Below are 19,746 nucleotides of genomic sequence, written 5' to 3' on the forward strand. Positions count from 1 at the left end.
CGACCGTCTTCACGCATCCTCAAGCGCCGCTTTCGAGCTCTCGCTCAGCCGATGTTCTTCCGAACGGCGACTTGATTAATATATCACATCTTGCCGTTTTGAATCAAGTACTTTTTTTTGCCATTGCCAGCATCTTTTCCGGCGTTTCCCCCTGTTTGACGAAGCCGAGATTGAATCGACAGCATTCGTTTGTCAATATCATTCTCAAAAGCGACAGTGATTAATATAACAAAATAAAATCCGAAAAGCAACTGGTTTTTTCATCCAGCAGGAACTCGGCGCTGCCGCGGAGAATTCGGCAGCGCCAATCTTACTTTTCTCCAAGCATGAATCGATTATTCAACAGTTACGTACCCCATCATATAATTGTCATGAGCCATGGCCCAATCATCGCAGGGGAGCCCGCAGTGCCATTCGTACTTGCCCGCTTTGGCCGGCACGAATGTCGTCGTGGTCACGCTCGGCTGGCCTTCCTTTTGGCTGGGGTCCACTTTAACGTTTAACCCGAGATTGGAACTGACGAACGGATGGCCCTGATCATCAAAATTGTAGATAGTTAACTCAACGGGCTGCCCCGCCTTTACTGTAAAGTCTCCAGGTGTAAAAGCATCATGAAGCTCGCCGTCCGTCCCCAATTTATAATCGGCATTAATGACAAGGGATACATGCTGTACCGCATCTTTCGCCGGGACGACCTTAATCGCACCCTTCATATATCCGTCATGCGTCATCGCCCATTGCCCATTTTCCATATCGCATGGATCCATGCACTTCCATTCAAAGGATCCTGTCTTTGCCGGAGTAAAAGTAAAAGTTGTAATTGCCGGCTCTCCGTCCTTTTTACTGCCGCTGAGCTCAATGTTCAAACCAAGGTCGGGTGCTGTATAGGAATGAGGCGCTTCATCATAGTTATAAAAATGCAAGGTTACCGGTTGACCTTCAGTCAGTGTAATGTCGCCATTGGTGAAAGCATCATGGGTTTTTCCATCCGACCCCAGCTTGGCGTCAGCTTCAACAGTAATATAAACATTGTCTGGATTTTGCTGTTCATTTGAACCTGAGACTTTTTCCGGCGCACTGCTATTCTTGGGCTTTGGTGAACTTGCTGTATTTGAAATGCTACTCGTTTTCTGATCCGCAACCTTGGCTTGATTATTCGCACACCCAAACAATGTCACCAACAATGCCGCCATCCCTACCATCATTCCATTCCGAATCCATTTTTTCATGGTGTTTCCCTCCCGTATTTTTCCCGTTTGGATGAATTTTCCTTCGGGGTGATAACACCATTATGAACTCCGAACACAGCCGTCGAGGTGAAAAAAGTCACAAAAACCAGCCCAAAAACGGCTGCTTCCGTGAAACGCAAAAAAACCAACAGGACCGAAAACCGGAACCGTTGGTTTACCCTTTGGACTGTATTCACTATATCGGCATTTGATTTATTCCCATTCAATCGTTGCCGGCGGCTTGGAAGTAACGTCATAAACCACGCGGTTGACGTTATCCACTTCATTGACGATCCGATTTGAAATTTTCTCAAGCACGTCATAAGGAATCCGCGCCCAATCGGCGGTCATGCCGTCAATAGAGGTCACCGCGCGGATGCCGACCGTATACGAATACGTTCTGGCGTCGCCCATCACGCCGACGCTCTTCATATCGGGAAGCGCCGTAAAGTACTGCCAGATCTCGCGATCCAGTCCCGCCAGCGCAATCTCCTCACGCAGGATGGCATCGGATTCGCGGACGATTTTCAGCTTGTCCTCCGTCACCTCGCCAAGCACACGGATTGCCAATCCAGGGCCAGGGAAAGGCTGACGCCATACAATTTCCGCGGGCAGACCGAGTTCTTCCCCAACCTTCCGAACTTCGTCCTTAAACAAAGCCTTCAAAGGCTCAACCAGTTCAAACTTCATGTCCTCCGGAAGCCCGCCGACGTTATGGTGCGATTTGATCGTCTGCGCCGTAGATGTTCCGCTTTCGATAATATCCGTATAAAGCGTGCCCTGGGCCAGAAAATCGAAATCGCCGAGCGTCCGGCATTCCTCTTCGAATACCCGGATGAACTCGTTGCCGATGATTTTGCGTTTTTGCTCGGGATCGGAAACGCCCTTCAGCTTAGACATAAATCGTTCCCGCGCATCGATTTTGACGACATGCATGTCGAACTTGCCGGCGAAGGTCTCCATTACGCTTTCGGCTTCCCCTTTACGCAGAAGCCCATGGTCAATAAACATGCAGGTCAATTGGCTGCCGATGGCCCGATGCAGCATTACGGCGACAACGGACGAATCCACACCGCCGCTCAAAGCGCACAGTACTTTGCGGTCACCCACCTGACGGCGGATATCGCCGAGCGAATCCTCAATGAATGTCTCCATGCTCCATGTGCCTTCACATTGACAAATATGAAACAAGAAATTACGGATCATATCATTTCCGTAAACAGAATGTCGAACCTCAGGATGAAACTGAACGGCAAAAAGCTTTTTCTCAGGATGGCTCATCGCCGCGATGGGAGCATCGCTTGTGCTGGCATCAACAACAAAGCCTTCCGGAGGTTGAACCACCAAGTCACTGTGGCTCATCCATACCTGCTGGTTTCTCTCCAGCCCTTGGGCCAGCGCGCAGCTTTCGCTGAATTCCACGATCGCCTTGCCGTATTCCCGTTTCTTGGCTCTGTCCACTTGCCCTTTTAATTGGTGAGACATCAGCTGCATGCCGTAGCAAATGCCGAGAATCGGTATGCCAAGCTCATAAATCCGGGGATCAACGACAGGTGCGTTCTCTTCATAGACGCTCGACGGACCTCCGGAGAAAACAATCCCTTTCGGATTCAGTTGGCGAATTCGTTCAATCGGTGTATGGAAAGGCAACAGCTCGCTGTATACCCCCAAATCCCTGATTCTTCTTGCAATTAATTGATTATACTGGCCGCCGAAATCAAGAACGATAATCAATTCAGCCGGTTTGTGCATGTCCGGGGACCTCCTCATCTAAACATGACGCATGTCGAATTTCCGTATGAATTCTCAAGATAGATAATTATAGCCACAGAGCATTCGCAACGTCAAGAAAACTCGACAAGTATCCCTCAAATATCGTCACAATCGAGCAACTGATTGTCGATTATGACGCAATCCTTAAACCCTTACTTTCTTTTCACGGCCATACATGAAAAGAACGGCTAAAATCACCAATCCGTAAATAATTTGGCGCCCGGCATCCTTCATGTCCAATACGGTTAGAATACTGCTTAATATATAGATGATGATCGTGCCCGCTATCGTCCCGACATAGCCTCCGCGTCCTCCCATTATCGAAGAACCTCCGATAACGACGGCCGCAATCGACGGCAGCAGCAGCGCATCTCCCATGCCAAGATAAGAAAGCCCCGAAAATCCTGTCATCATTATGCCCGCCAATACGGCGAATAATCCGCTCAATGCATATACGCTGATCAGCATAAATTTATTATTGATGCCCGATAAATGAGAGACGCTCGGACTGATCCCTATAGCGAATATTTTTCGCCCGTAAGTTGTTTTTCCTAAAATAACTATCATTGCTGCCGCCAGCACAATCCAGACCAAGATGCCGATCTTAATTCCCATGAACGATCCCGTCACCATATATTTCATCCAGTCGGATGCCGCGCCTTTTGGAGTTCCATCGGTATATACGTATGTTGCGCTTTTTAATATACTGCTCATCGCCAAAGTCATGATCATCGGAGAGATCTTCAGATAAACCACTCCCGCGCCGTTTAAAGCGCCGATGACCAATCCGAGGATCAGCGCCGTGACAACTGCTGTTACGCCGCCTTGTTCAACCGTCATTTGTGTAACAATAACAGCTCCCAAATTGAGTGTATACGCAACGGAAAGATCAATTCCCCCGGTTAGAATAACCAAGGTTTGTCCCATTGCAAGAATACCCAGGAATGAAGCCATCACCAGCAATTGCATGATATGTTCGGTAGAGAAATAATTTTTTTCCATGAGACCTGACATGAGATATAAAACAATCATCATGACATAAACTCGGGCAGTCGTCGTAAGGCTTAATTTTTTGATCATGTCTCTTCACCCCTCAATCGGCGCTTTTTGTTCAGCCTGCTTCCACTTTGTTTTTTCGGATTCCTTGAAGCAATCCGACCACAAGAGCAAGGATGAGAATCAACCCTTGAACGGCATTTTGATAAAAGGAGGGAACTCCCCAGAATATCAATAAGCCCAATACCAGAGACAAAATCGCTGCTCCTGCTGCCGTTCCCATATATCCTCCTCTTCCTCCGAACAAACTTGTTCCTCCAAGCACAACTGCCGCGATTGAGTTCAATGTAAACAAGCCGCTTCCAAGCGGATCTCCGGAGGCCGTCTGCGCTGTTAGCAACAAGCCGGCGAAGGCGGAAAACAGCCCGGCTAATGTGTATGTCCACAACTTCGTCCGATTCACATTAATTCCGGATACGAAAGCCGAATATTCGCTCCCGCCGATCGCATATATGGATTGTCCCAGCTTGGAGCGGCGCAGCGGCAGCCAGACGACAACAATAAAGATCGCCAAAACAATTGCCGACATCGGAATGTAAGTCAATACACGGCCTGTTAATATTTCCGTATACCGCATTGAAACCGTACCGCCGGGCGTCGGACGAATGTAAAGCGCAATGCCCGTATAAATCGAGGCTGTCGCCAAAGTCACAATAATCGGCTGCAATCGGCCTGCCACGATGATGACTCCGTTGATGAAGCCGGCGAGCCCGCCGACCGTCAGGACAATCAGGACCGTAAACAGCACGCCTGGTCCTTCGCCGCCGACAGCCTGCGAGACGGGAGCCATAATCGTCGCAGCGATAGAATTGGTCAATCCGACCATAGCCCCGATGGACAAATCTATTCCGGCCGTGAGAATTACCAACGTTTGGGCCAGCGCAGCAATCGTCAGCGTAATGACCTGATTAAAAATGGATTGCAGACCGTACCTCGTAAAAAAATCGTTCTGGTTTATCGCGAACAACACCAGCACGATAAATAAGATAATATAGGCCAAAACTGCTTCTTTGTTTCGCTTGAGGAAAATGTGCAGTGATTTGTTTTGATTCAGTTTCATGCCATTTGATCCCCCTTAGGACATGCTTAGCGCAGCATTAATGATATTGAGTTCGTTGACTTCTTCCTCTTCGAGGATCGCCACAATCTGCCCTTGCTTAAATACAGCTACGCGATGGCATACATGGATGAGCTCGGCCAGTTCGGTAGAATAAAATAAAATGGTCATTCCCTCTTCGGTCAATTTGTTCATCAACTGATAAATTTCCGCTTTCGTGCCCACATCGATTCCCCTGGTTGGGTCTGCCAGAAGCAAAACCTTCGCATGCGTCAGAATCGCCTTGCCGATAACCACCTTCTGCTGATTTCCGCCGCTTAGGTTGCCTACTTCCTGATTCAAATCATGCGTCTTGATATTGAGCATGGCCACGGTTTGGTCTACAGCCGAATCCTCTTCCTTGGTGTTGATCAACCCTGCCGTTTGTCTCCGATCCAACGTCATTAAAGCCAAATTCTCTCTGACTGAGCGTGTCAACAGCAATCCGTCTGTTTTTCTTTCTTCCGGAACCAAGGCAATTCCTTGTTTGATCGCAGCTTCAGGACTTTTCAAAGAAACATCCCGGCCATATAATTTGATTTCCCCTTGTTCTACCGGATAAGCCCCGAACAATGCCCGCAGGAAATCACTTTGTCCGTGCCCCTGAAGGCCGGCGATTCCAAGGATTTCTCCTTTTCTCACCTGGAGGTTGATGTTCCTTAAGCGTCTCCCTGAAGAAAGATTGCGAATATCCAGCGCGATCTCCTTGGTTTCCATTTTTTTCCTTTTCGAGAAAGTCTCATTCAGGTCGCGTCCGGCAATCCAGTTGACAATTTGCTCATTGCCGACCGTTCCCCAATCAAAGGTCGTGATGTAACGAGTGTCTCTAAAAATGGTCGCACGGTCCGCAATCTGATGCAGTTCATTCATCCGGTGGGAAATAAAAACAACGGTTTTCTCCTGCTTGGTCAAACGCTTTATTAAAGTGAACAACTGATTGACTTCGTGCTGTCCTAAAGCGGACGTCGCTTCGTCAAAGATGATCAACTGCGGATTTCGCGATAATGCTTTGGAGATTTCGACCAATTGCTTCTGGGCCAAAGGCAAGTCACGAACCAACGCTTTTGAATCGATTTCAAATCCTAGCTCATTTAATAATTCATGAGCCATTTCATTGGTTTTTTTGAAATCAATCAGTCCAAATTTGTTCTTCGGCTCGTGTCCAAGATAGATGTTCTCGGCTACAGACAAATCCGGCACAAGGGATAATTCCTGAAACACGGCCACGATCCCATGGCGAACCGCATCCATTGGGGAATTAATTTCAACTTCCTTTCCCTGCATGCGAATCCTGCCGGAATCCGGCTTGACAACTCCACACAAAATTTTGATCAGTGTACTTTTTCCGGCGCCGTTTTCCCCCAGCAGAGCGTGAACTTCCCCTCTCGCGCAGGAGAATTTTGCATCAATGAGCGCTCTTACGCCGCCGTAGTTCTTATTTAATCCGTCCGCTTCAATCAGAGGAGTCTTATCTTGGATATCGGGCATTCTGGCTTCAAGGTTCATTCATACCGCCCCCTGATATGGAATAATGCCAATAAGAATTTGCTTTTTCCGAAGAGCCGAAAACTCACAAACTCTCATGTGGAAAAAAGAGGGAAAGATCCTAGATGAACCTACGATGCTTTCCCTCCGTATGCATCCCTCGTATTATTTTTTAGGCAGAATTTGCTCCAGCTTCAGGTTAAAGCTGTTGTTATTGTCAGTCCAGTCAACAAAGAAGTTATCCGGCTGACCTGGAGCATACCACTTATCAATTTCTGTGTTTGTACCCACAGGCAGAGGAGCCAAGGTAAGCTTGTCCACATTTTCTTTATTCAGTATTTTCAAAGCCACATCAATCGAAGTTGCAACCAGGTAAGGAGGTTGACCAATGGCAATCCCTTTAATCTTTTCATCCTTCATGTGACGGAAGAAACCATTTGTCATTTCCCCGGTCATCGGAACGGTGGACGGGTCGATACCATGTTGCTTCAACGCTTGAATAATCGCGTTTTCACCGCCGCCCTCCTGCAAAATCCCGGCAATTCCCTTATCCTTTTGCGCAGTGAGCATATTGTTGATTTCCGTTGCAGTTGCCGCGTCATCCCACTTACCGAAACCTTCTTGAAGAATTTTCACATCCGGATATTTGGCAAGAACTTCTTGGTAGCCTTTGTTGCGATCCCGGCTAACCGTCGTTCCTTCTACCCCTTTGATCAACAGGATGTTTCCTTTTCCGCCGATTTGGTCCATCAGCCATTGGGCTTGCTTGCGGCCGAATTCTACTTGGTCGGTGTTTACATTGTAGACTTTGTCGGAATCCACCGTGTTATCGAAAGCGACAACTACGATTCCGCGGTCAGCCGCTTCATTCATGACAGGAGCCAAAGCCGTTGGCGATGCAGCGTTGACGATAATCGCGTCGTAACCCTTGGACATCATGTTGCGAATCTCGTTGATTTGAGCCTGCGGATCGTTACCGGAGCTCGAGGAATAAAACTCGGAAATCAAGCCGGCATCTTTCTTCTGTTGCGCATAAGCTTCGAAAATTTTAACCATTTCGGAACGCCAGGAGTTTCCGATATAGGAGTTGCTCAATGCGATTTTGAATGCTTTTTTCCCATCTCCCGCTTTTGCGTCGCCACTGCTCGGCGCTGCACTCTGGGCAGCCGGCTTATCGCTCGCGTTTTGTTTGCTGTCGGATCCGCCTGAGCTGCCGCCGCATCCGGTTAAAGCCGCTATCGCCAATACCAGTACCATAAAAATCGGAAGCCATTTTGACATTTTCAACATAGAAAGTCCCCCCTAATCAATTTTCACTACACTTTGTGCTTGAACATTCAACTTACAAACATTTCCAATTGAACATAAAAATCATTGATGAAAGTTGAGCTTATTCCCCCCTTTTCCCGAATAATTGTAAAAGTGGAACCTATGCAGCAAACTGACTTAGAGTAATTTTCACCCCCTGCACAGAATCAGCAATCGATCCGCATCAAAAATCAAACATTGGTTTGGGCACTTTTTTGGCGATCGCATCTTCAAAAGCCTGGATAGCGTCATCGGGACGATAATGAGCTACGAGCGGATCAATCTGAAACAATCCTCTGTCCAGTAATTTGATTGCCCTTTCAAAGTTTTCCCAATCGGATGAAAAGCTGGTGTGTATCGAAATCTCTTTTCTGACTGCATTTGACAGATTCGCTTCGACTAATTTGGCAAACAGACCGACCAGTGTAATATTTCCGCCTTTTACAACCAAATCAAGCGCAGTACGGAACGCGGAAGGGGCTCCGGAGCATTCGACAACGGCATGGACCGTTTCCCTGTTATAATGCTTTATCAAGAATTCGGGGATGGATTCCCGGTCGGCATTGATTGTCTTTATTCCCAGTGATCTGCTGATCGGCATCCGTACGGCTTCGTCAGCTTCAACCCCAACTACTACCGGTTCCGCTCCGGCGATCTTGACCATTTGCGCACCCAGTATACCGATAGGACCCGGGCCTGTAATGAGAACTACGTCACCCGCGCCAATCGCGCTGCGATCCAATACGGCATGAGTGAGCACGGACACCGGCTCGACGAGACTGGCTTGCGCATAGGACAGACTTTCCGGAAATTTATGCAAATATGGCGCTTTGACCGCAACGTACTCCGAGAAAACACCGTCTCTGTGCATTCCGCGGATTTGAAACCGATTGCAAATATGCCGTTTGCCTTTCATGCAGCTTTCACACACGCCGCAGTATTGAATCGCTTCTATGACCACACGGTCCCCGGGCCGAAAGCCGGTAACGGATGAACCGACTTTCTCTACATGGCCCGAGCCTTCGTGCCCCATGATCACCGGCGGTTCGATAAAATGATGGGTCGGTGCGTAGTGATAAGCGTGAATGTCTGATCCGCAGATGGAAGCGTGATGCATGCGCACTAGAACTTCGTCATGGTCCATATCGGGAATGGGCACCTCAGTCACTTCAATGCCGCCGAATTTCTTTTCCTTTTTCACGATCGCTTTCACTGGCATCTCTCCCCTTCAGCTTATACTTTCGGAACGCCGAGGCCGGCTGCGCCCAATTCGGAGGTAACAGACTCCGGATAATACCGTTCGATCATTTGAATGCCCAGCGCGGCTCGATGGACTCTCTCTTGACACAAGCTGATATTGGTAGCTTCCCATTGTTTCCCGGAAGGATACACGTCGGGATGATTCTTGAGGCCGAATTTAATATAAACCGGAGACAACACTCTGATGATTTCCGGGATTTCATAATAGCGGATAAAACCTCCGAAGTTATCCGGCACTTCTACATAGAGATCAATCGGTATGTCGATCGCTTGCCGGATCGCGGCCAGCTTCGGCAGCGTCAAAGCCGTGGGAACGTTGTACGTGTCCGCTCCCAAGTCCTGCATTAACTTTACGGATACCGGATTTGCAGCCGCCAGCTGCACAGAGACTTTAACCACGAAATCGGGAGGCAGCATGCCCGTCTTTTTCATTTCCTTGGTCATCATCAGCAGCCCTTCGTCCGCCACTAGAGCTCCACGCAGGCCCAGATCGGCTCCTCTTTTCAGGTCCTCCATGGCGTAGACAAGCTGATCCGCGCCTTCATGCCTAAGCGCGATGGATTTCCCCGCCGACGTAAACGGCTGCGCGCTGATATCCCATGTGCCGCGAGGCCCGACGAATAAGCTGAGCTCCATGCCCCTCTCGGCAGTCATTCGGCACATTTCCTTGATCTCATCGTCCGTCTGCAGCATGATCCCGCTTCCTTGGGAAATCCGGTGCACGGTAATGCCGTACTTGTCAATTTCATTCAAGGTCGCTTCCAAAGCCCGCGGCCCTTCCACACTGGGAAGCTCGATCCGATACTGCGCTCCGTCGGGAAAACGTTTATTTGAATCAGGGAGATTATACAGATCGCCTGACGGATAGCCCAACGATTCTAGTAAGCTTCTGGATTGTTTCATGTTAAACTCCTTTCAGTGCTTGAACGGTACTTCCGCATCTTCATATACGACATTGGGTACAACACCATGCGCAGCGTCCGTGCAGCCTACGAGGCGGTTGGATGCGGCTACATTCTTCTGCCGCTTCAGCAAGCGTTGCTTTCTTTTGGCACCCAACGATTTACGGGATTCTCTCAGGTCTCCCTGATAAGCTTCCATTTTCCCGTTTTCAAATTGTTGTTCATCGAGCAAGTCGATCGTTTTTGCGCGAAAACGCAAATGCAGTACATCCCCCTGTTTCAAGTACAGGATTCCGCCGTCATACAAAGCCTCGGGTGTCATATGTCCGATTGCGGCGCCGTAAGTGACGCCGGAGTATCGGCCGTCGCTGATGAGAGTGGCCAGTTTCTTCAACTGGACGTTCGCATTAATATGCTGCATGGGGGTGAACATTTCTGGCATTCCGAAGGCGCTCGGCCCTTGTCCGGAAATGACGACAGTAATTTTCAAAATTTCCCGGCGGATCATTTCCCTGAACAAATCGTCGTAATCAAGATTTTTCGCTTCTGCGGAAGTGCCTGGAGCGTTCATTTCCCACATGGCCAGCAAACGGTTTTGCGAAAACACCCTTTTTTCCCTCAGCTCATCAAGAAGATGGGGGTTCAACAGCTCGCGGTTCGCTTCCTCTTCGTTTTCAAAGAACAGAACAAAGGATACTTTTTCGTCAAATTGGTCGATTTGCCGGGTGGGCATGCCGCTGATTTTGACCACGGCGCTTTCAAAAAAGTTTCCTTTGAATACGTCCACGCCGCTGAAGCTCCGCCTCGGTTTCGATAAAATGATCGGATTTTCCTTCACACCGTCGGCGGGCAAGCCCTCCTCACGGCTTAATCTTTCCCGCCATGTCTGGCCGGTTACCGTCATCGCATCCACTTTCATCGGCACACCGTTGCGGAGCAATTCGTAAAACAGCGTCTCCATGCCGCGAATTTGACCGGAGCAGCACTGCTTTGCCAAAGCAAAGATGTCTCTTCCCTCCGTCAGGCTGTAATCGAACAAATCCGGAACGGGATGCTCTTGATGAATTTTCTCCAGATCCCAAAGGCTGAATTGAAATCCTGCGTAGATCATGGCACCGACGATGTGCATCATTAAGTTTGTCGAACCGCCCGCGGAACTGTGAATTCGAATCGCATTGGAAATATTCGCACCCATGAGTTCCGCCACGCTGCATTCCGACCTGTTTGCGATGTCAAACAGCGCATCGATCGCCGGTTTGATTTGCTCTTGAGTGGGGGGTTCAATCAACATCTCCAAAGACGGATGGACCATTCCGAATCCCGCCGTAATGTCCCGGGAGCTGTTGCCGGTACCGTGAAAAGCGCAAATTCCGCCCTTGCTGTCGCAGGTGTTGACGGCCAAGCGTTTTTCGAAATCTTTTTGCCGCTCCATGCTGATCAAGCCCTCATTAACCGCACGCGCAAGAACGCCTTGGAATGCCGTATTTGAGCTGCATTGCAGGATGTAATCCATCGCATCCAAAATATCGTTGGAAATGTCTTCATATCCTTTTCTTTTGGCATCAGCGGCGACTTCTCGAAGCTCAGACCGCAAATCGCCGGGAATCGTTCCGCCCACGAGCACATGGGAAGGCGAAAAAGTTGCAAAGACGGGAGCCTCGCCCCTTCTTCTACGGACCCGGTCCAAATGGGCCAGTCCGCTTAACACCGCGAGCGGCTGTTTATCGCATCCCTGTATGACAAACGCCCCGTGATACGAATGGGCTTCCATCTGGTTCACGACAATTTCCGCGATGGCGTTGCGGCTTTGCAGGGAATAGCTCATCCCTTGATTGCTTTGCGCCGTTCCGTCGCACAAAACAGGAGTGCCAAAGTAAAAGGGAAGACCGCCATGCTGCCAAATCTCGAGAGCGGCTTTGGAAACCGTCTCAATGTCCAAAATGTGGGCAGGATGATCGCTTGAACCGCCGATGATCGCGATGCGCGGAGCGTTTTCCTCAAGACGGTCGTAAATCTCCTCCAAGGTCCAATCCGGCTTCGGCCCTTGATACCTGTCCCCTAAAATCCGTCGCGCCTGATCCAGCAAGCCCGCTACGGTAATCGGTTCATTCGCTTTTCCTTGAACATTGTCCCTGTACGGGTTATTCGGGTTGTTAATTCTCGGTCTTAGTTTCACAGTATTCATATCCACAGCCCTCTCAACTCCCATATGCACAATCTTTAATTGCTAACTTAACTACGCCAACCTTTGGTTGATTGCTATCACAGTGCATGGAGCGCTGTCCACATCCTGAATCCTTAACGGAAGCGCAACTACAGTCTGCAAATCATTCTGGATTACATCCTCAAAATTCAAATCCTCGATGATCAGAATATAATTATCAACAAAATTGCCCAGCATCCATTGGTGTGAAAGAACCCCCTCGGGACCGTGCTGATAAGCCGCCAAGGAAATAAAATCGAGAGCAATCGCCTTCAAATTCGCAAAATTTTTAACCAGATGCTCCGCCAGCTCCGGAGAAATTCCCGGTCCATAACTGGCATATGTCTCAGGCTCAACGCTGCGCAGCCTTGTGAAATGGGTTCTGATCAGCAATGCGTCGCTTTCCGCCAATTGCTTTTCGTAGGGTCTGATGTCATCCACTGTGATCAGCTCGTCTTTTCCCCGATTGATGTCAACCAAAAGCGGCGAGCGGAAAACGAAGCGGTCTGCAGGCACCTCCCATAATTGGATGCCTTTCGGGTTAAAGTGATTGGGTCCGTCCATGTGACTGGAAAAATGATTGAATAAATGAAGCATATATGTGTTTGCGGGCTCGCCGTCTTTTCCGATCCGTGTAAACGGCTCGAAGGCAAAAGTTGGGTTGTTCGGCCAACCCGGGTCTCCCACACGGATGGGATGAGAAAGAACTTTAATCATGCGATTGATCCTCCTATTTAGAGAGTTAGAGATTCGGCACCACCGCAAAAGCGCGGACGGGGGATCCCGAGCCGTCTTTTATCGGCAAGGGCAGCGCGAAAAACAATGAAAACGCCGGCAAAAGTCCGATATTATTTAAATTTTCGATGATCAGCACTTCATTCCCCAAGAGTGTGTAATGCGCAGGATTGCCATCGCTGTGGCTGGCGTCGACAGCCAGCGTGTCGCTGCCGACAGCCGAGATGCCCTTGTCGACGAAATACTTTGCCGCTTCGAAGCTCAACCCCGGCCACTCCCGAACATATGAATCATCTTTCTCAGCGCGGCTTTTCCACAATCTGTCCCATCCGTAACGGATGAGAACAATATCTCCTTTTTGCAATCTGCCGTGCTCTTCTTCCCATTGTTGAATATGCTCGACAATCACCAAGCGCTCCGTGGGAAAGGGCGACAAATCGATCGCGGCCGCTCTTCCCATAATGCGCTCCAACGGGACACGGTCAATCCCGTAATGGGCAGGTCCGTCCTGGATAAAATGCTTAGGGGCATCCATGTGAGTTCCCGAATGTTCCGACATGCTGATTTGATAATGCAGTGCGACATCGCCGAGCTCATAAGATTCCTGAAGAATCTTTCCGAATCTGGCATGTGTGGGCCAAAGAGGAATATTCTCTTCCAATTTGTGTGTAAGATCGATCACTTTTGACCGGGATATTAGCGACATCCAAGCTTGCAGAAGTTCCGACATGCTTTTTCCTCCATTTCCTTAAAGCAATCTTCCTTCTTTTGTAAAAGAAAAGTTCTCCGCTTCGGACACTATCTCGACATCACTTCGTTGGACCAGCTCTTGTCTATAGCTTTCGGAAACCTGGATTTCGCTTAGATCCAACGTGTTCTTAATTCGGACGATTTTCGCTTTGTCCGCTGTTATTCGATTGCACGTTTTCAGCGCAACGACAATCGCTTCCTTGTCGGAATTCATGACGACCGGGATTTTTGCGGGATCCAGCTCGGTCGACGTTATGGAATTTGCATACAACTTCAGGAAATCAATTTTATTAAGCAAATTCCTTGTCGTCACATCCGCCAAACCGATGCCGTTGGCATTTCCGTGGGTTTTATCGGTCAAATCGAGAACGACTACCTTTTGGATCGGCGGAGCAAGATCGAATCCGGGCAGTCCGGAAGCGGTTCGGCCTGTTATATTGGGGTCCATTCCCGCTCCGCTGATGTCCTTGCCGATCTGATCGACGATCAGAACATCGATTCCCGATACAAGGAGCCGCGGCATCGATTTCTTTGCAACCATCAGCAGCTGTTTTTCATTCTCAAAGATTTGGTCTTTGGGCATAACGGTGACCGACATCGTCTCGTCATACGCGTTTTCCACTATACCTACGCCAAAAGCTATCGGAGCATTTTGCAAAACCGCTTTCCCGGTTTCCGGGATCAATTCGTGAAAACGGTCAAATCCGTAGGTATGGATCGTTGTCGCTCCTTTGTGCTTCCCCAAGCCGATGGTCATCATTTTGATGAGGCCGCTTTCATAATCGCCTTTGAAGTCGGTATGCGGTTTAATCCGATTGACAACGACTACGCCATCGGCCTGATATGCCGCTTGATCGAAATAGACCGGCATCCCGTTTTCGAGATTGGCGATCTGTACAACTTCCATTGAGGAGATGACGGGAACTCCCATTGTCTGCTCATTCACGGCGTATTCGTCAAGCACTTCTCTTTGGCCTTCTGCCGTCGCCCCTCCGTGGCTTCCCATCGCGGGAACGATGAACGGCTCGGCCCCCCATGCTTTCAGCTCCGCAATGACGCATTTCACGATTTCCGCCAGATTGGCAATGCCCCGGCTGCCTACGGCAACGGCAATTTTCTTGCCTTTATATTCGCCGGGGATCAGCTTTGCCGACATTTCCTGCGCTACGGTTTGCTTGATATCCGCTACCCGCTCTCTCGGAAAAATCTGCTTAATCTTTATCATTTTGGGAAGATCAATTTCATATCCGCCTTCTATCTTTACTTCGAACGGCTCGCCCAACAACATCATCGCCTTCTTTCGGAGAAATGCGTCCGGTCATGCCCCGGACCAAAGCGACCGGTATTTAATCCATCAGCTGCCCACCATTGATCTCAATGATCTCGCCGGTAATATAGTTCGAATAATCGGAGCTTAAAAACAAAACCGCGCCAACCATTTCTTCCGGCGTGCCTTCGCGCCCCATCAGAATTTGGTTTCCTAATTTCTGCCGCGTCTCCGGCGGCGTGAAGCGATCCTGAAAAGGCGTGCTGATGACTCCCGGAGCGATTCCGTTGACCAGAATGTTGTATTCCAGCAATTCCTTGGCCAAGTTGCGCGTCAAGGTACTTACGCCTCCTTTGGAGGTTGCATAAGCGAGGGCTCCGATTGAACCGCCGTTTCTGGCCGCGATTGACGTCACATTGACGATTCTGCCTTTCCCCTGCGGCTTCATCAAAGGCAAGGCGGCTTGCGTAACGAGAAAAACCGATTTCAAGTTTACATCGAGAATACGGTCCCATGTTTCCTCGTCCAATTGTTCCAAACGAACCCTTTTGACCATCGATCCCGCATTGTTGACCAGAATGTCGATACGGCCAAACCGGTCGTTAATTTTAGACACCATGCTTTCAACGATATTCTTCTTTGATACGTCGCCTTGCACGAGTAAAGCTTCACGACCCATTCCGCTTATTTCCGCAGCCACCGATTCTCCTTCGGCAAGGTTTTGATTGCAATGAACAATCACATCCGCGCCATGAGCGGCAAAACCAAGCGCAACCGCGCGGCCGATCCCCGTGCTGCTTCCGGTAACCCATACGACTTTCCCCTCAAAAGAATACAATGACTTCAACTCCCCATCTATTTTTTAACCATTCGGTTAGTCAGCTTCCCCAGGTGTTCAATTTCAATCGTGACGACATCGCCGTCTTGAAGATAAACTTGCTTTTCGGGGGGATATCCCATCACGACCCCTTCGGGAGTTCCGGTCAAAATAATGTCCCCCGGCATCAGCGTCATATGTTGGGAAATATAACTGATGATTTCATCACAGTAAAAAATCATATCGGCTGTATTTGAATCCTGACGAACCTCTCCGTTTACAATGGATCGAATTTTGAGGCCGTTAGGGTTTGGGATTTCATCGGTGGTCACTAGGTACGGCCCGATCGGACAAAATTGGTCGCATGTCTTGCCGAGCATCCATTGCGGTGTTTTCATCTGCAGATCCCTTGCTGACAAATCGTTACTGTTGCAGTATCCGAGAACATAGTTCAAGGCTTCCTGCTTCGATACGTTCTTAGCCTCCCGGCCAATCACTATCGCCAATTCCGCCTCGTAATCGATTTTATTCGAGACATCTGGCAGCACAACCTCTTCCCGATGAGCGGCCAGCGCATTTGCGAATTTATTGAATAAAATCGGAACCGTAGGAATAGCTGATCCGGTTTCTATCGCATGCTGCCGGTAGTTCAAGCCTACACAGATGATTTTCTGCGGGTTGGCCACACAAGGTCCGAATGAAACCTCTGATTCATCCACCATAAAATCGGCTTGTTGTGCAATGTCCTGCTCGGAAAGCAATTGATCCACATATTCCCGCAAAGCCGCACGGGCTGTCGGACCGCCATGGATGAATTGTTCAACATCGACCGGAACATCATGGGAAGCGGGAACCGCTTTCAAAGCTTGTTCAATATCGATGATTCCGCTTTCAATATGAACACCCAGGACGGATTTTCCGTCTTTGTTTAAGGCTGCGATTTTCATAACCAAAACCTCTCTTTAACCAATGAAGTGTTATGCATTTTTCCCGAAGGTTGTGCCGCCGTCTATGTACAGCGGTGAACCCATCATGAACTTTGATTCATCCGAGGCGAGAAACAAAGCTGCGAAAGCGACATCCTCCGGTTTGCCGAAATCGTTGCTGAGCTGACGCGATTTGATTTGTGCGACAGCCTCTTCAGGCTTATCGTATTTTTGCAGATATTTCTCAACAAAAGGCGTATAAATTGTGCCCGGCAGCAAAGCATTGACGCGAATCCCATAGCGGGCATAATCCACTTGCATGGATTTGGTGAGTGCCAATACCGCACCCTTCGAGGCGGAATAAGAAGCTCTCGAAGCAAGACCAATTTCGGCGATACAGGAGGACATATTGATAATCGAACCGCTCCGCTGCTTGAGCATTTGAGGAAGAACATACTTGGAGGAAAGAAACACTCCCTTCACATTGACATTCATGACCGCATCCCAATCCTCCGGTTCGGTTTCATGAACAGTCCCTATGCCGCTGATTCCCGCATTATTAAACAGTACGTCTATTCTGCCATAATGAGCGACGACTCGTTCCGCCATCGAGCGGACTTGTTTGGAATCCGTCACGTTGCAAGAGATGAATTCACATTGGCCACCGGCCCTCGTCAAGAGATCAACGGTTTCCTGACCGCCGTCATGATCAATGTCCGCGATTATAACGGCGGCACCCTCCTTGGCAAACAATTTGGCGGTCGCCTGCCCGATCCCCGAACCGGCGCCTGTTATGATGCATACTTTGTTTTTCAGACGCATGGGATTTCAACTCCAATCATGATTCGTGAATGTTCGATAATTCTTTGGCCAACTTGCATATCTCTTGAATGGCCAATTCCTTTTTGGTTTCCCATTGATGAAGCGGCATTGAAACGCTTACCGCGGCGCTGGCCTTCCCACGCTGTCCGATAAAGATAGGGGCGGACACACAGCAAACACCCAAAGTCGCCTCCTGCAAATCAAATGCAAAACCGTTTTGCCTGACGACACGAAGATGTTCAAACAGCTGATCAGCTTGATCGATCGTATGGACTGTCATTTTCTCCAATGCCGCGTTTCCTTCATAAAGGCCGGCCAACTCCGTTTCCGATAAAGTTGAAAGCATGGCCTTTCCGAGAGCGGTAGCATGCGCAGGATATCTCATGCCGGGGTCCGTGACGATACGTATAAGCGATTCGGCCTCCGCTTTGCCCAAATAAAACACTTCTTTACCTTCCAAACGCGCCAATTGAAAGGTTTCTCCGACAATTTGCTTGGAGGCTTCCGCTTTTTGATTAAAAAGCTGCAGCAGATCAAACTGCCTTAAATAAGCACTGCCGATCTTGCCCATAAAATCGCCGATTTTGTAAGCGTTTGCGTTGTTCTTGCTAACCCAGCCCAAATTCTCCATCGTTATTAAAATAGAGAACATTGAGCTTTTGTTGACTTCCAGCATTTTGGACAAATCGATAAGCTTCAGTTTATTCGGATTTTCGGAAACCAATCGTAAAATCTCGCTTGCCCGGAATAACGCCGGAACTTTATATGATGGCATAAGTCACTGCTCCTGAAATATTTGGTTTATTATACAAAACCAAGTTTAATATACTATAATTCCATCATACACGCGTAAAATTGCCTAGTCAATATGAAAATGTAATTTACCGTCATACATTAATAAGAATAAGAATTACGCTTTCTTTTACACACCAGATACTGTTCCATAACCGTTATGCGATTTCTTTTCCGTTTTGTTACACATTATTTTAGGCCCGCATTTGAACCGATAAAGGAGGATCTTGGAGGATTTAAGTCTGGAATCCTCAACAACTCAATATAGTAAATGAGCATGCCAAATAAGCCGTACACAAGACGACTAATTGGAAAATAATTGAAAAAACGCATTACTGTTAAGGGGTAAGGGAATCAGGTTGCAGCCGCCATAATTCGGTAACCTTGAGTTTGTGCTAGTAAAATCGCTTGTTCTACCGTGATTTCACGACCTGCTGGACGAACATCGGATTTTTTATACAAGTCAGGGTTATAGGGTTCTTTGTTCTTCAAGATGTGATAGATGGCTGTTAATAGTATTCAGGCAATCGCAATAATGGCGCGTTTGTGGCCTCTCCCGCCTTTTCAGTTGTAAGTAGCGATTTCGGGTTTCGGGATGTTTCTCGCTTTTGACTACAGCGGTAGCACACTGTACCAAAAGAGGCTTGATGTAAATGCCCGCTCTTGATATCCTTACTGACTTTTTCTTGCCGGCACTCTCATTGTTAGTGAGAGTGAGTCCTGCCCAGGAGCACAAATGCTTGGCTGTCGGGAACACGTCCATATTCACACCGATTTCCGATACCACAGCAATGGCGGAAAACAAGTTTTTGAAGGACGGAACGGTCAAGATCAAGTTGATTTCTTCTGAGTAGGACTCGGCAAGGGAAAGGATAATGGCTTCCAGTTCTTCTTTACGGGACTCGAGATCTTCGAAGTGTTGTTTAATGACCTTGATTTCCCCGGCCTGTTCGGGCGTAATGAGTCCGTCAATCGCAAGCTCCAGTTCAGGGAGTTTCTCCTTCATGGAGCCGTGAATGAGCGGTTCGATGTCAAAAGACGTATCGGTCGGATTGTTCAACAGCTTGTCGTGGAGCCGATTCTCCTCACTCGACGAAAAGTTCGTCAGCTTGAAGCGGTAGCGCATCAGGTCGCGTAGCTGCCGGATCGGCAAGGGAGGCATATAGCTTCCATTGACAAGGTCATGCTTGAACAAATCGGCAATCCACTGGGCGTCTTTCTTATCTGTCTTCTTGCCTCGAATGGCCTTGACGTATTTTGGGTGTGCCAGCGTGATGTTGCAGGAGTGCTCCAGAATGTTGAACGAGGGATCCAGTATTTCCCTG

17 protein-coding genes and 1 pseudogene are annotated in these 19,746 nt (G+C 48.6%); 1 reads left to right on the plus strand and 17 read right to left on the minus strand.

Translation table 11 applies throughout. The features are described 5' to 3' along the window. Nucleotides 1-224: hypothetical protein (locus VF724_RS19595; protein ID WP_371755920.1), on the plus strand; the 224-nt coding region annotated here is incomplete at its 5' end. A gap of 111 nt (nt 225-335) precedes the next feature. On the opposite strand, the gene VF724_RS19600 is transcribed toward VF724_RS19595, so the two are convergent. From VF724_RS19600 to VF724_RS19680, 17 genes and pseudogenes are all read right to left on the minus strand, one after another. After that, nucleotides 336-1,229: a cupredoxin domain-containing protein gene (locus VF724_RS19600; RefSeq protein ID WP_371755921.1), complete on the minus strand. Its 894-nt coding sequence runs from the start codon at nt 1,227-1,229 to the stop codon at nt 336-338. Nucleotides 1,230-1,442: 213 nt separating this feature from the next. Continuing rightward, nucleotides 1,443-2,981 (minus strand): glutamine-hydrolyzing GMP synthase, encoded by a 1,539-nt coding sequence (guaA, locus tag VF724_RS19605; protein WP_371755922.1) that lies wholly within the window; start codon nt 2,979-2,981, stop codon nt 1,443-1,445. 165 nt (nt 2,982-3,146) lie between these two features. Further along, nucleotides 3,147-4,082, minus strand: a complete 936-nt coding sequence (locus VF724_RS19610; RefSeq protein WP_371755923.1) for an ABC transporter permease — start codon at nt 4,080-4,082, stop codon at nt 3,147-3,149. A 31-nt stretch (nt 4,083-4,113) separates the two neighbouring features. Then, nucleotides 4,114-5,118, minus strand: coding sequence for an ABC transporter permease (locus VF724_RS19615; protein ID WP_371755924.1), 1,005 nt, complete (start codon nt 5,116-5,118; stop codon nt 4,114-4,116). A 15-nt stretch (nt 5,119-5,133) separates the two neighbouring features. Continuing rightward, a complete protein-coding gene (locus VF724_RS19620; protein WP_371755925.1) occupies nt 5,134-6,660 on the minus strand; it encodes a sugar ABC transporter ATP-binding protein in 1,527 nt (508 codons plus the stop codon). A gap of 144 nt (nt 6,661-6,804) precedes the next feature. Further along, complete coding sequence (locus VF724_RS19625; RefSeq protein WP_371755926.1) at nt 6,805-7,929, minus strand: substrate-binding domain-containing protein; 1,125 nt, start codon at nt 7,927-7,929, stop codon at nt 6,805-6,807. A 202-nt stretch (nt 7,930-8,131) separates the two neighbouring features. Beyond that, nucleotides 8,132-9,160, minus strand: a complete 1,029-nt coding sequence (locus VF724_RS19630; RefSeq protein ID WP_371755927.1) for a zinc-dependent alcohol dehydrogenase — start codon at nt 9,158-9,160, stop codon at nt 8,132-8,134. A 20-nt stretch (nt 9,161-9,180) separates the two neighbouring features. Continuing rightward, nucleotides 9,181-10,110 carry a U32 family peptidase gene (locus VF724_RS19635; protein WP_371755928.1) on the minus strand — a complete coding sequence of 310 codons (930 nt, stop codon included), beginning with the start codon at nt 10,108-10,110 and terminating at the stop codon, nt 9,181-9,183. A gap of 12 nt (nt 10,111-10,122) precedes the next feature. Then, entirely contained in the window at nt 10,123-12,294 is a 2,172-nt protein-coding gene (locus VF724_RS19640) for a dihydroxy-acid dehydratase domain-containing protein (protein ID WP_371755929.1), read from the minus strand. Nucleotides 12,295-12,345: 51 nt separating this feature from the next. Next, nucleotides 12,346-13,029, minus strand: coding sequence for a cyclase family protein (locus VF724_RS19645; RefSeq protein WP_371755930.1), 684 nt, complete (start codon nt 13,027-13,029; stop codon nt 12,346-12,348). Between the two features lie 25 nt (nt 13,030-13,054). After that, nucleotides 13,055-13,777 carry a cyclase family protein gene (locus VF724_RS19650; RefSeq protein ID WP_371755931.1) on the minus strand — a complete coding sequence of 241 codons (723 nt, stop codon included), beginning with the start codon at nt 13,775-13,777 and terminating at the stop codon, nt 13,055-13,057. Nucleotides 13,778-13,795: 18 nt separating this feature from the next. Beyond that, a complete protein-coding gene (locus VF724_RS19655) occupies nt 13,796-15,088 on the minus strand; it encodes a nickel pincer cofactor-dependent isomerase, group 22 (protein ID WP_371755932.1) in 1,293 nt (430 codons plus the stop codon). 55 nt (nt 15,089-15,143) lie between these two features. Then, the gene (locus VF724_RS19660; protein WP_371755933.1) at nt 15,144-15,902 is read right to left on the minus strand and encodes an SDR family NAD(P)-dependent oxidoreductase; all 759 of its coding nucleotides are present in this window, start codon (nt 15,900-15,902) and stop codon (nt 15,144-15,146) included. A gap of 17 nt (nt 15,903-15,919) precedes the next feature. Next, a complete protein-coding gene (locus VF724_RS19665; RefSeq protein WP_371755934.1) occupies nt 15,920-16,828 on the minus strand; it encodes a fumarylacetoacetate hydrolase family protein in 909 nt (302 codons plus the stop codon). A 30-nt stretch (nt 16,829-16,858) separates the two neighbouring features. Next, nucleotides 16,859-17,629, minus strand: coding sequence for an SDR family oxidoreductase (locus VF724_RS19670; protein ID WP_371755935.1), 771 nt, complete (start codon nt 17,627-17,629; stop codon nt 16,859-16,861). A gap of 16 nt (nt 17,630-17,645) precedes the next feature. Next, nucleotides 17,646-18,404, minus strand: coding sequence for an IclR family transcriptional regulator (locus VF724_RS19675; RefSeq protein WP_371755936.1), 759 nt, complete (start codon nt 18,402-18,404; stop codon nt 17,646-17,648). Between the two features lie 371 nt (nt 18,405-18,775). Continuing rightward, nucleotides 18,776-19,746: pseudogene (locus VF724_RS19680) on the minus strand (IS110 family RNA-guided transposase); the annotation flags it as partial.

The sequence above is a fragment of the Ferviditalea candida genome, assembly GCF_035282765.1.
Lineage (GTDB): Bacteria > Bacillota > Bacilli > Paenibacillales > KCTC-25726 > Ferviditalea > Ferviditalea candida.

Bases quoted from the DNA above. Each gene is read 5' to 3' on its own strand.
- VF724_RS19650 (WP_371755931.1), bottom strand. From the start codon at position 13,777: ATGTCGGAACTTCTGCAAGCTTGGATGTCGCTAATATCCCGGTCAAAA.
- VF724_RS19655 (WP_371755932.1), bottom strand. From the start codon at position 15,088: ATGATGTTGTTGGGCGAGCCGTTCGAAGTAAAGATAGAAGGCGGATAT.
- VF724_RS19625 (WP_371755926.1), bottom strand. From the start codon at position 7,929: ATGTTGAAAATGTCAAAATGGCTTCCGATTTTTATGGTACTGGTATTG.
- VF724_RS19635 (WP_371755928.1), bottom strand. From the start codon at position 10,110: ATGAAACAATCCAGAAGCTTACTAGAATCGTTGGGCTATCCGTCAGGC.
- VF724_RS19615 (WP_371755924.1), bottom strand. From the start codon at position 5,118: ATGAAACTGAATCAAAACAAATCACTGCACATTTTCCTCAAGCGAAAC.
- VF724_RS19610 (WP_371755923.1), bottom strand. From the start codon at position 4,082: ATGATCAAAAAATTAAGCCTTACGACGACTGCCCGAGTTTATGTCATG.
- VF724_RS19675 (WP_371755936.1), bottom strand. From the start codon at position 18,404: ATGCCATCATATAAAGTTCCGGCGTTATTCCGGGCAAGCGAGATTTTA.
- VF724_RS19665 (WP_371755934.1), bottom strand. From the start codon at position 16,828: ATGAAAATCGCAGCCTTAAACAAAGACGGAAAATCCGTCCTGGGTGTT.
- VF724_RS19670 (WP_371755935.1), bottom strand. From the start codon at position 17,629: ATGCGTCTGAAAAACAAAGTATGCATCATAACAGGCGCCGGTTCGGGG.
- VF724_RS19600 (WP_371755921.1), bottom strand. From the start codon at position 1,229: ATGAAAAAATGGATTCGGAATGGAATGATGGTAGGGATGGCGGCATTG.
- guaA (WP_371755922.1), bottom strand. From the start codon at position 2,981: ATGCACAAACCGGCTGAATTGATTATCGTTCTTGATTTCGGCGGCCAG.
- VF724_RS19640 (WP_371755929.1), bottom strand. From the start codon at position 12,294: ATGAATACTGTGAAACTAAGACCGAGAATTAACAACCCGAATAACCCG.
- VF724_RS19620 (WP_371755925.1), bottom strand. From the start codon at position 6,660: ATGAACCTTGAAGCCAGAATGCCCGATATCCAAGATAAGACTCCTCTG.
- VF724_RS19645 (WP_371755930.1), bottom strand. From the start codon at position 13,029: ATGATTAAAGTTCTTTCTCATCCCATCCGTGTGGGAGACCCGGGTTGG.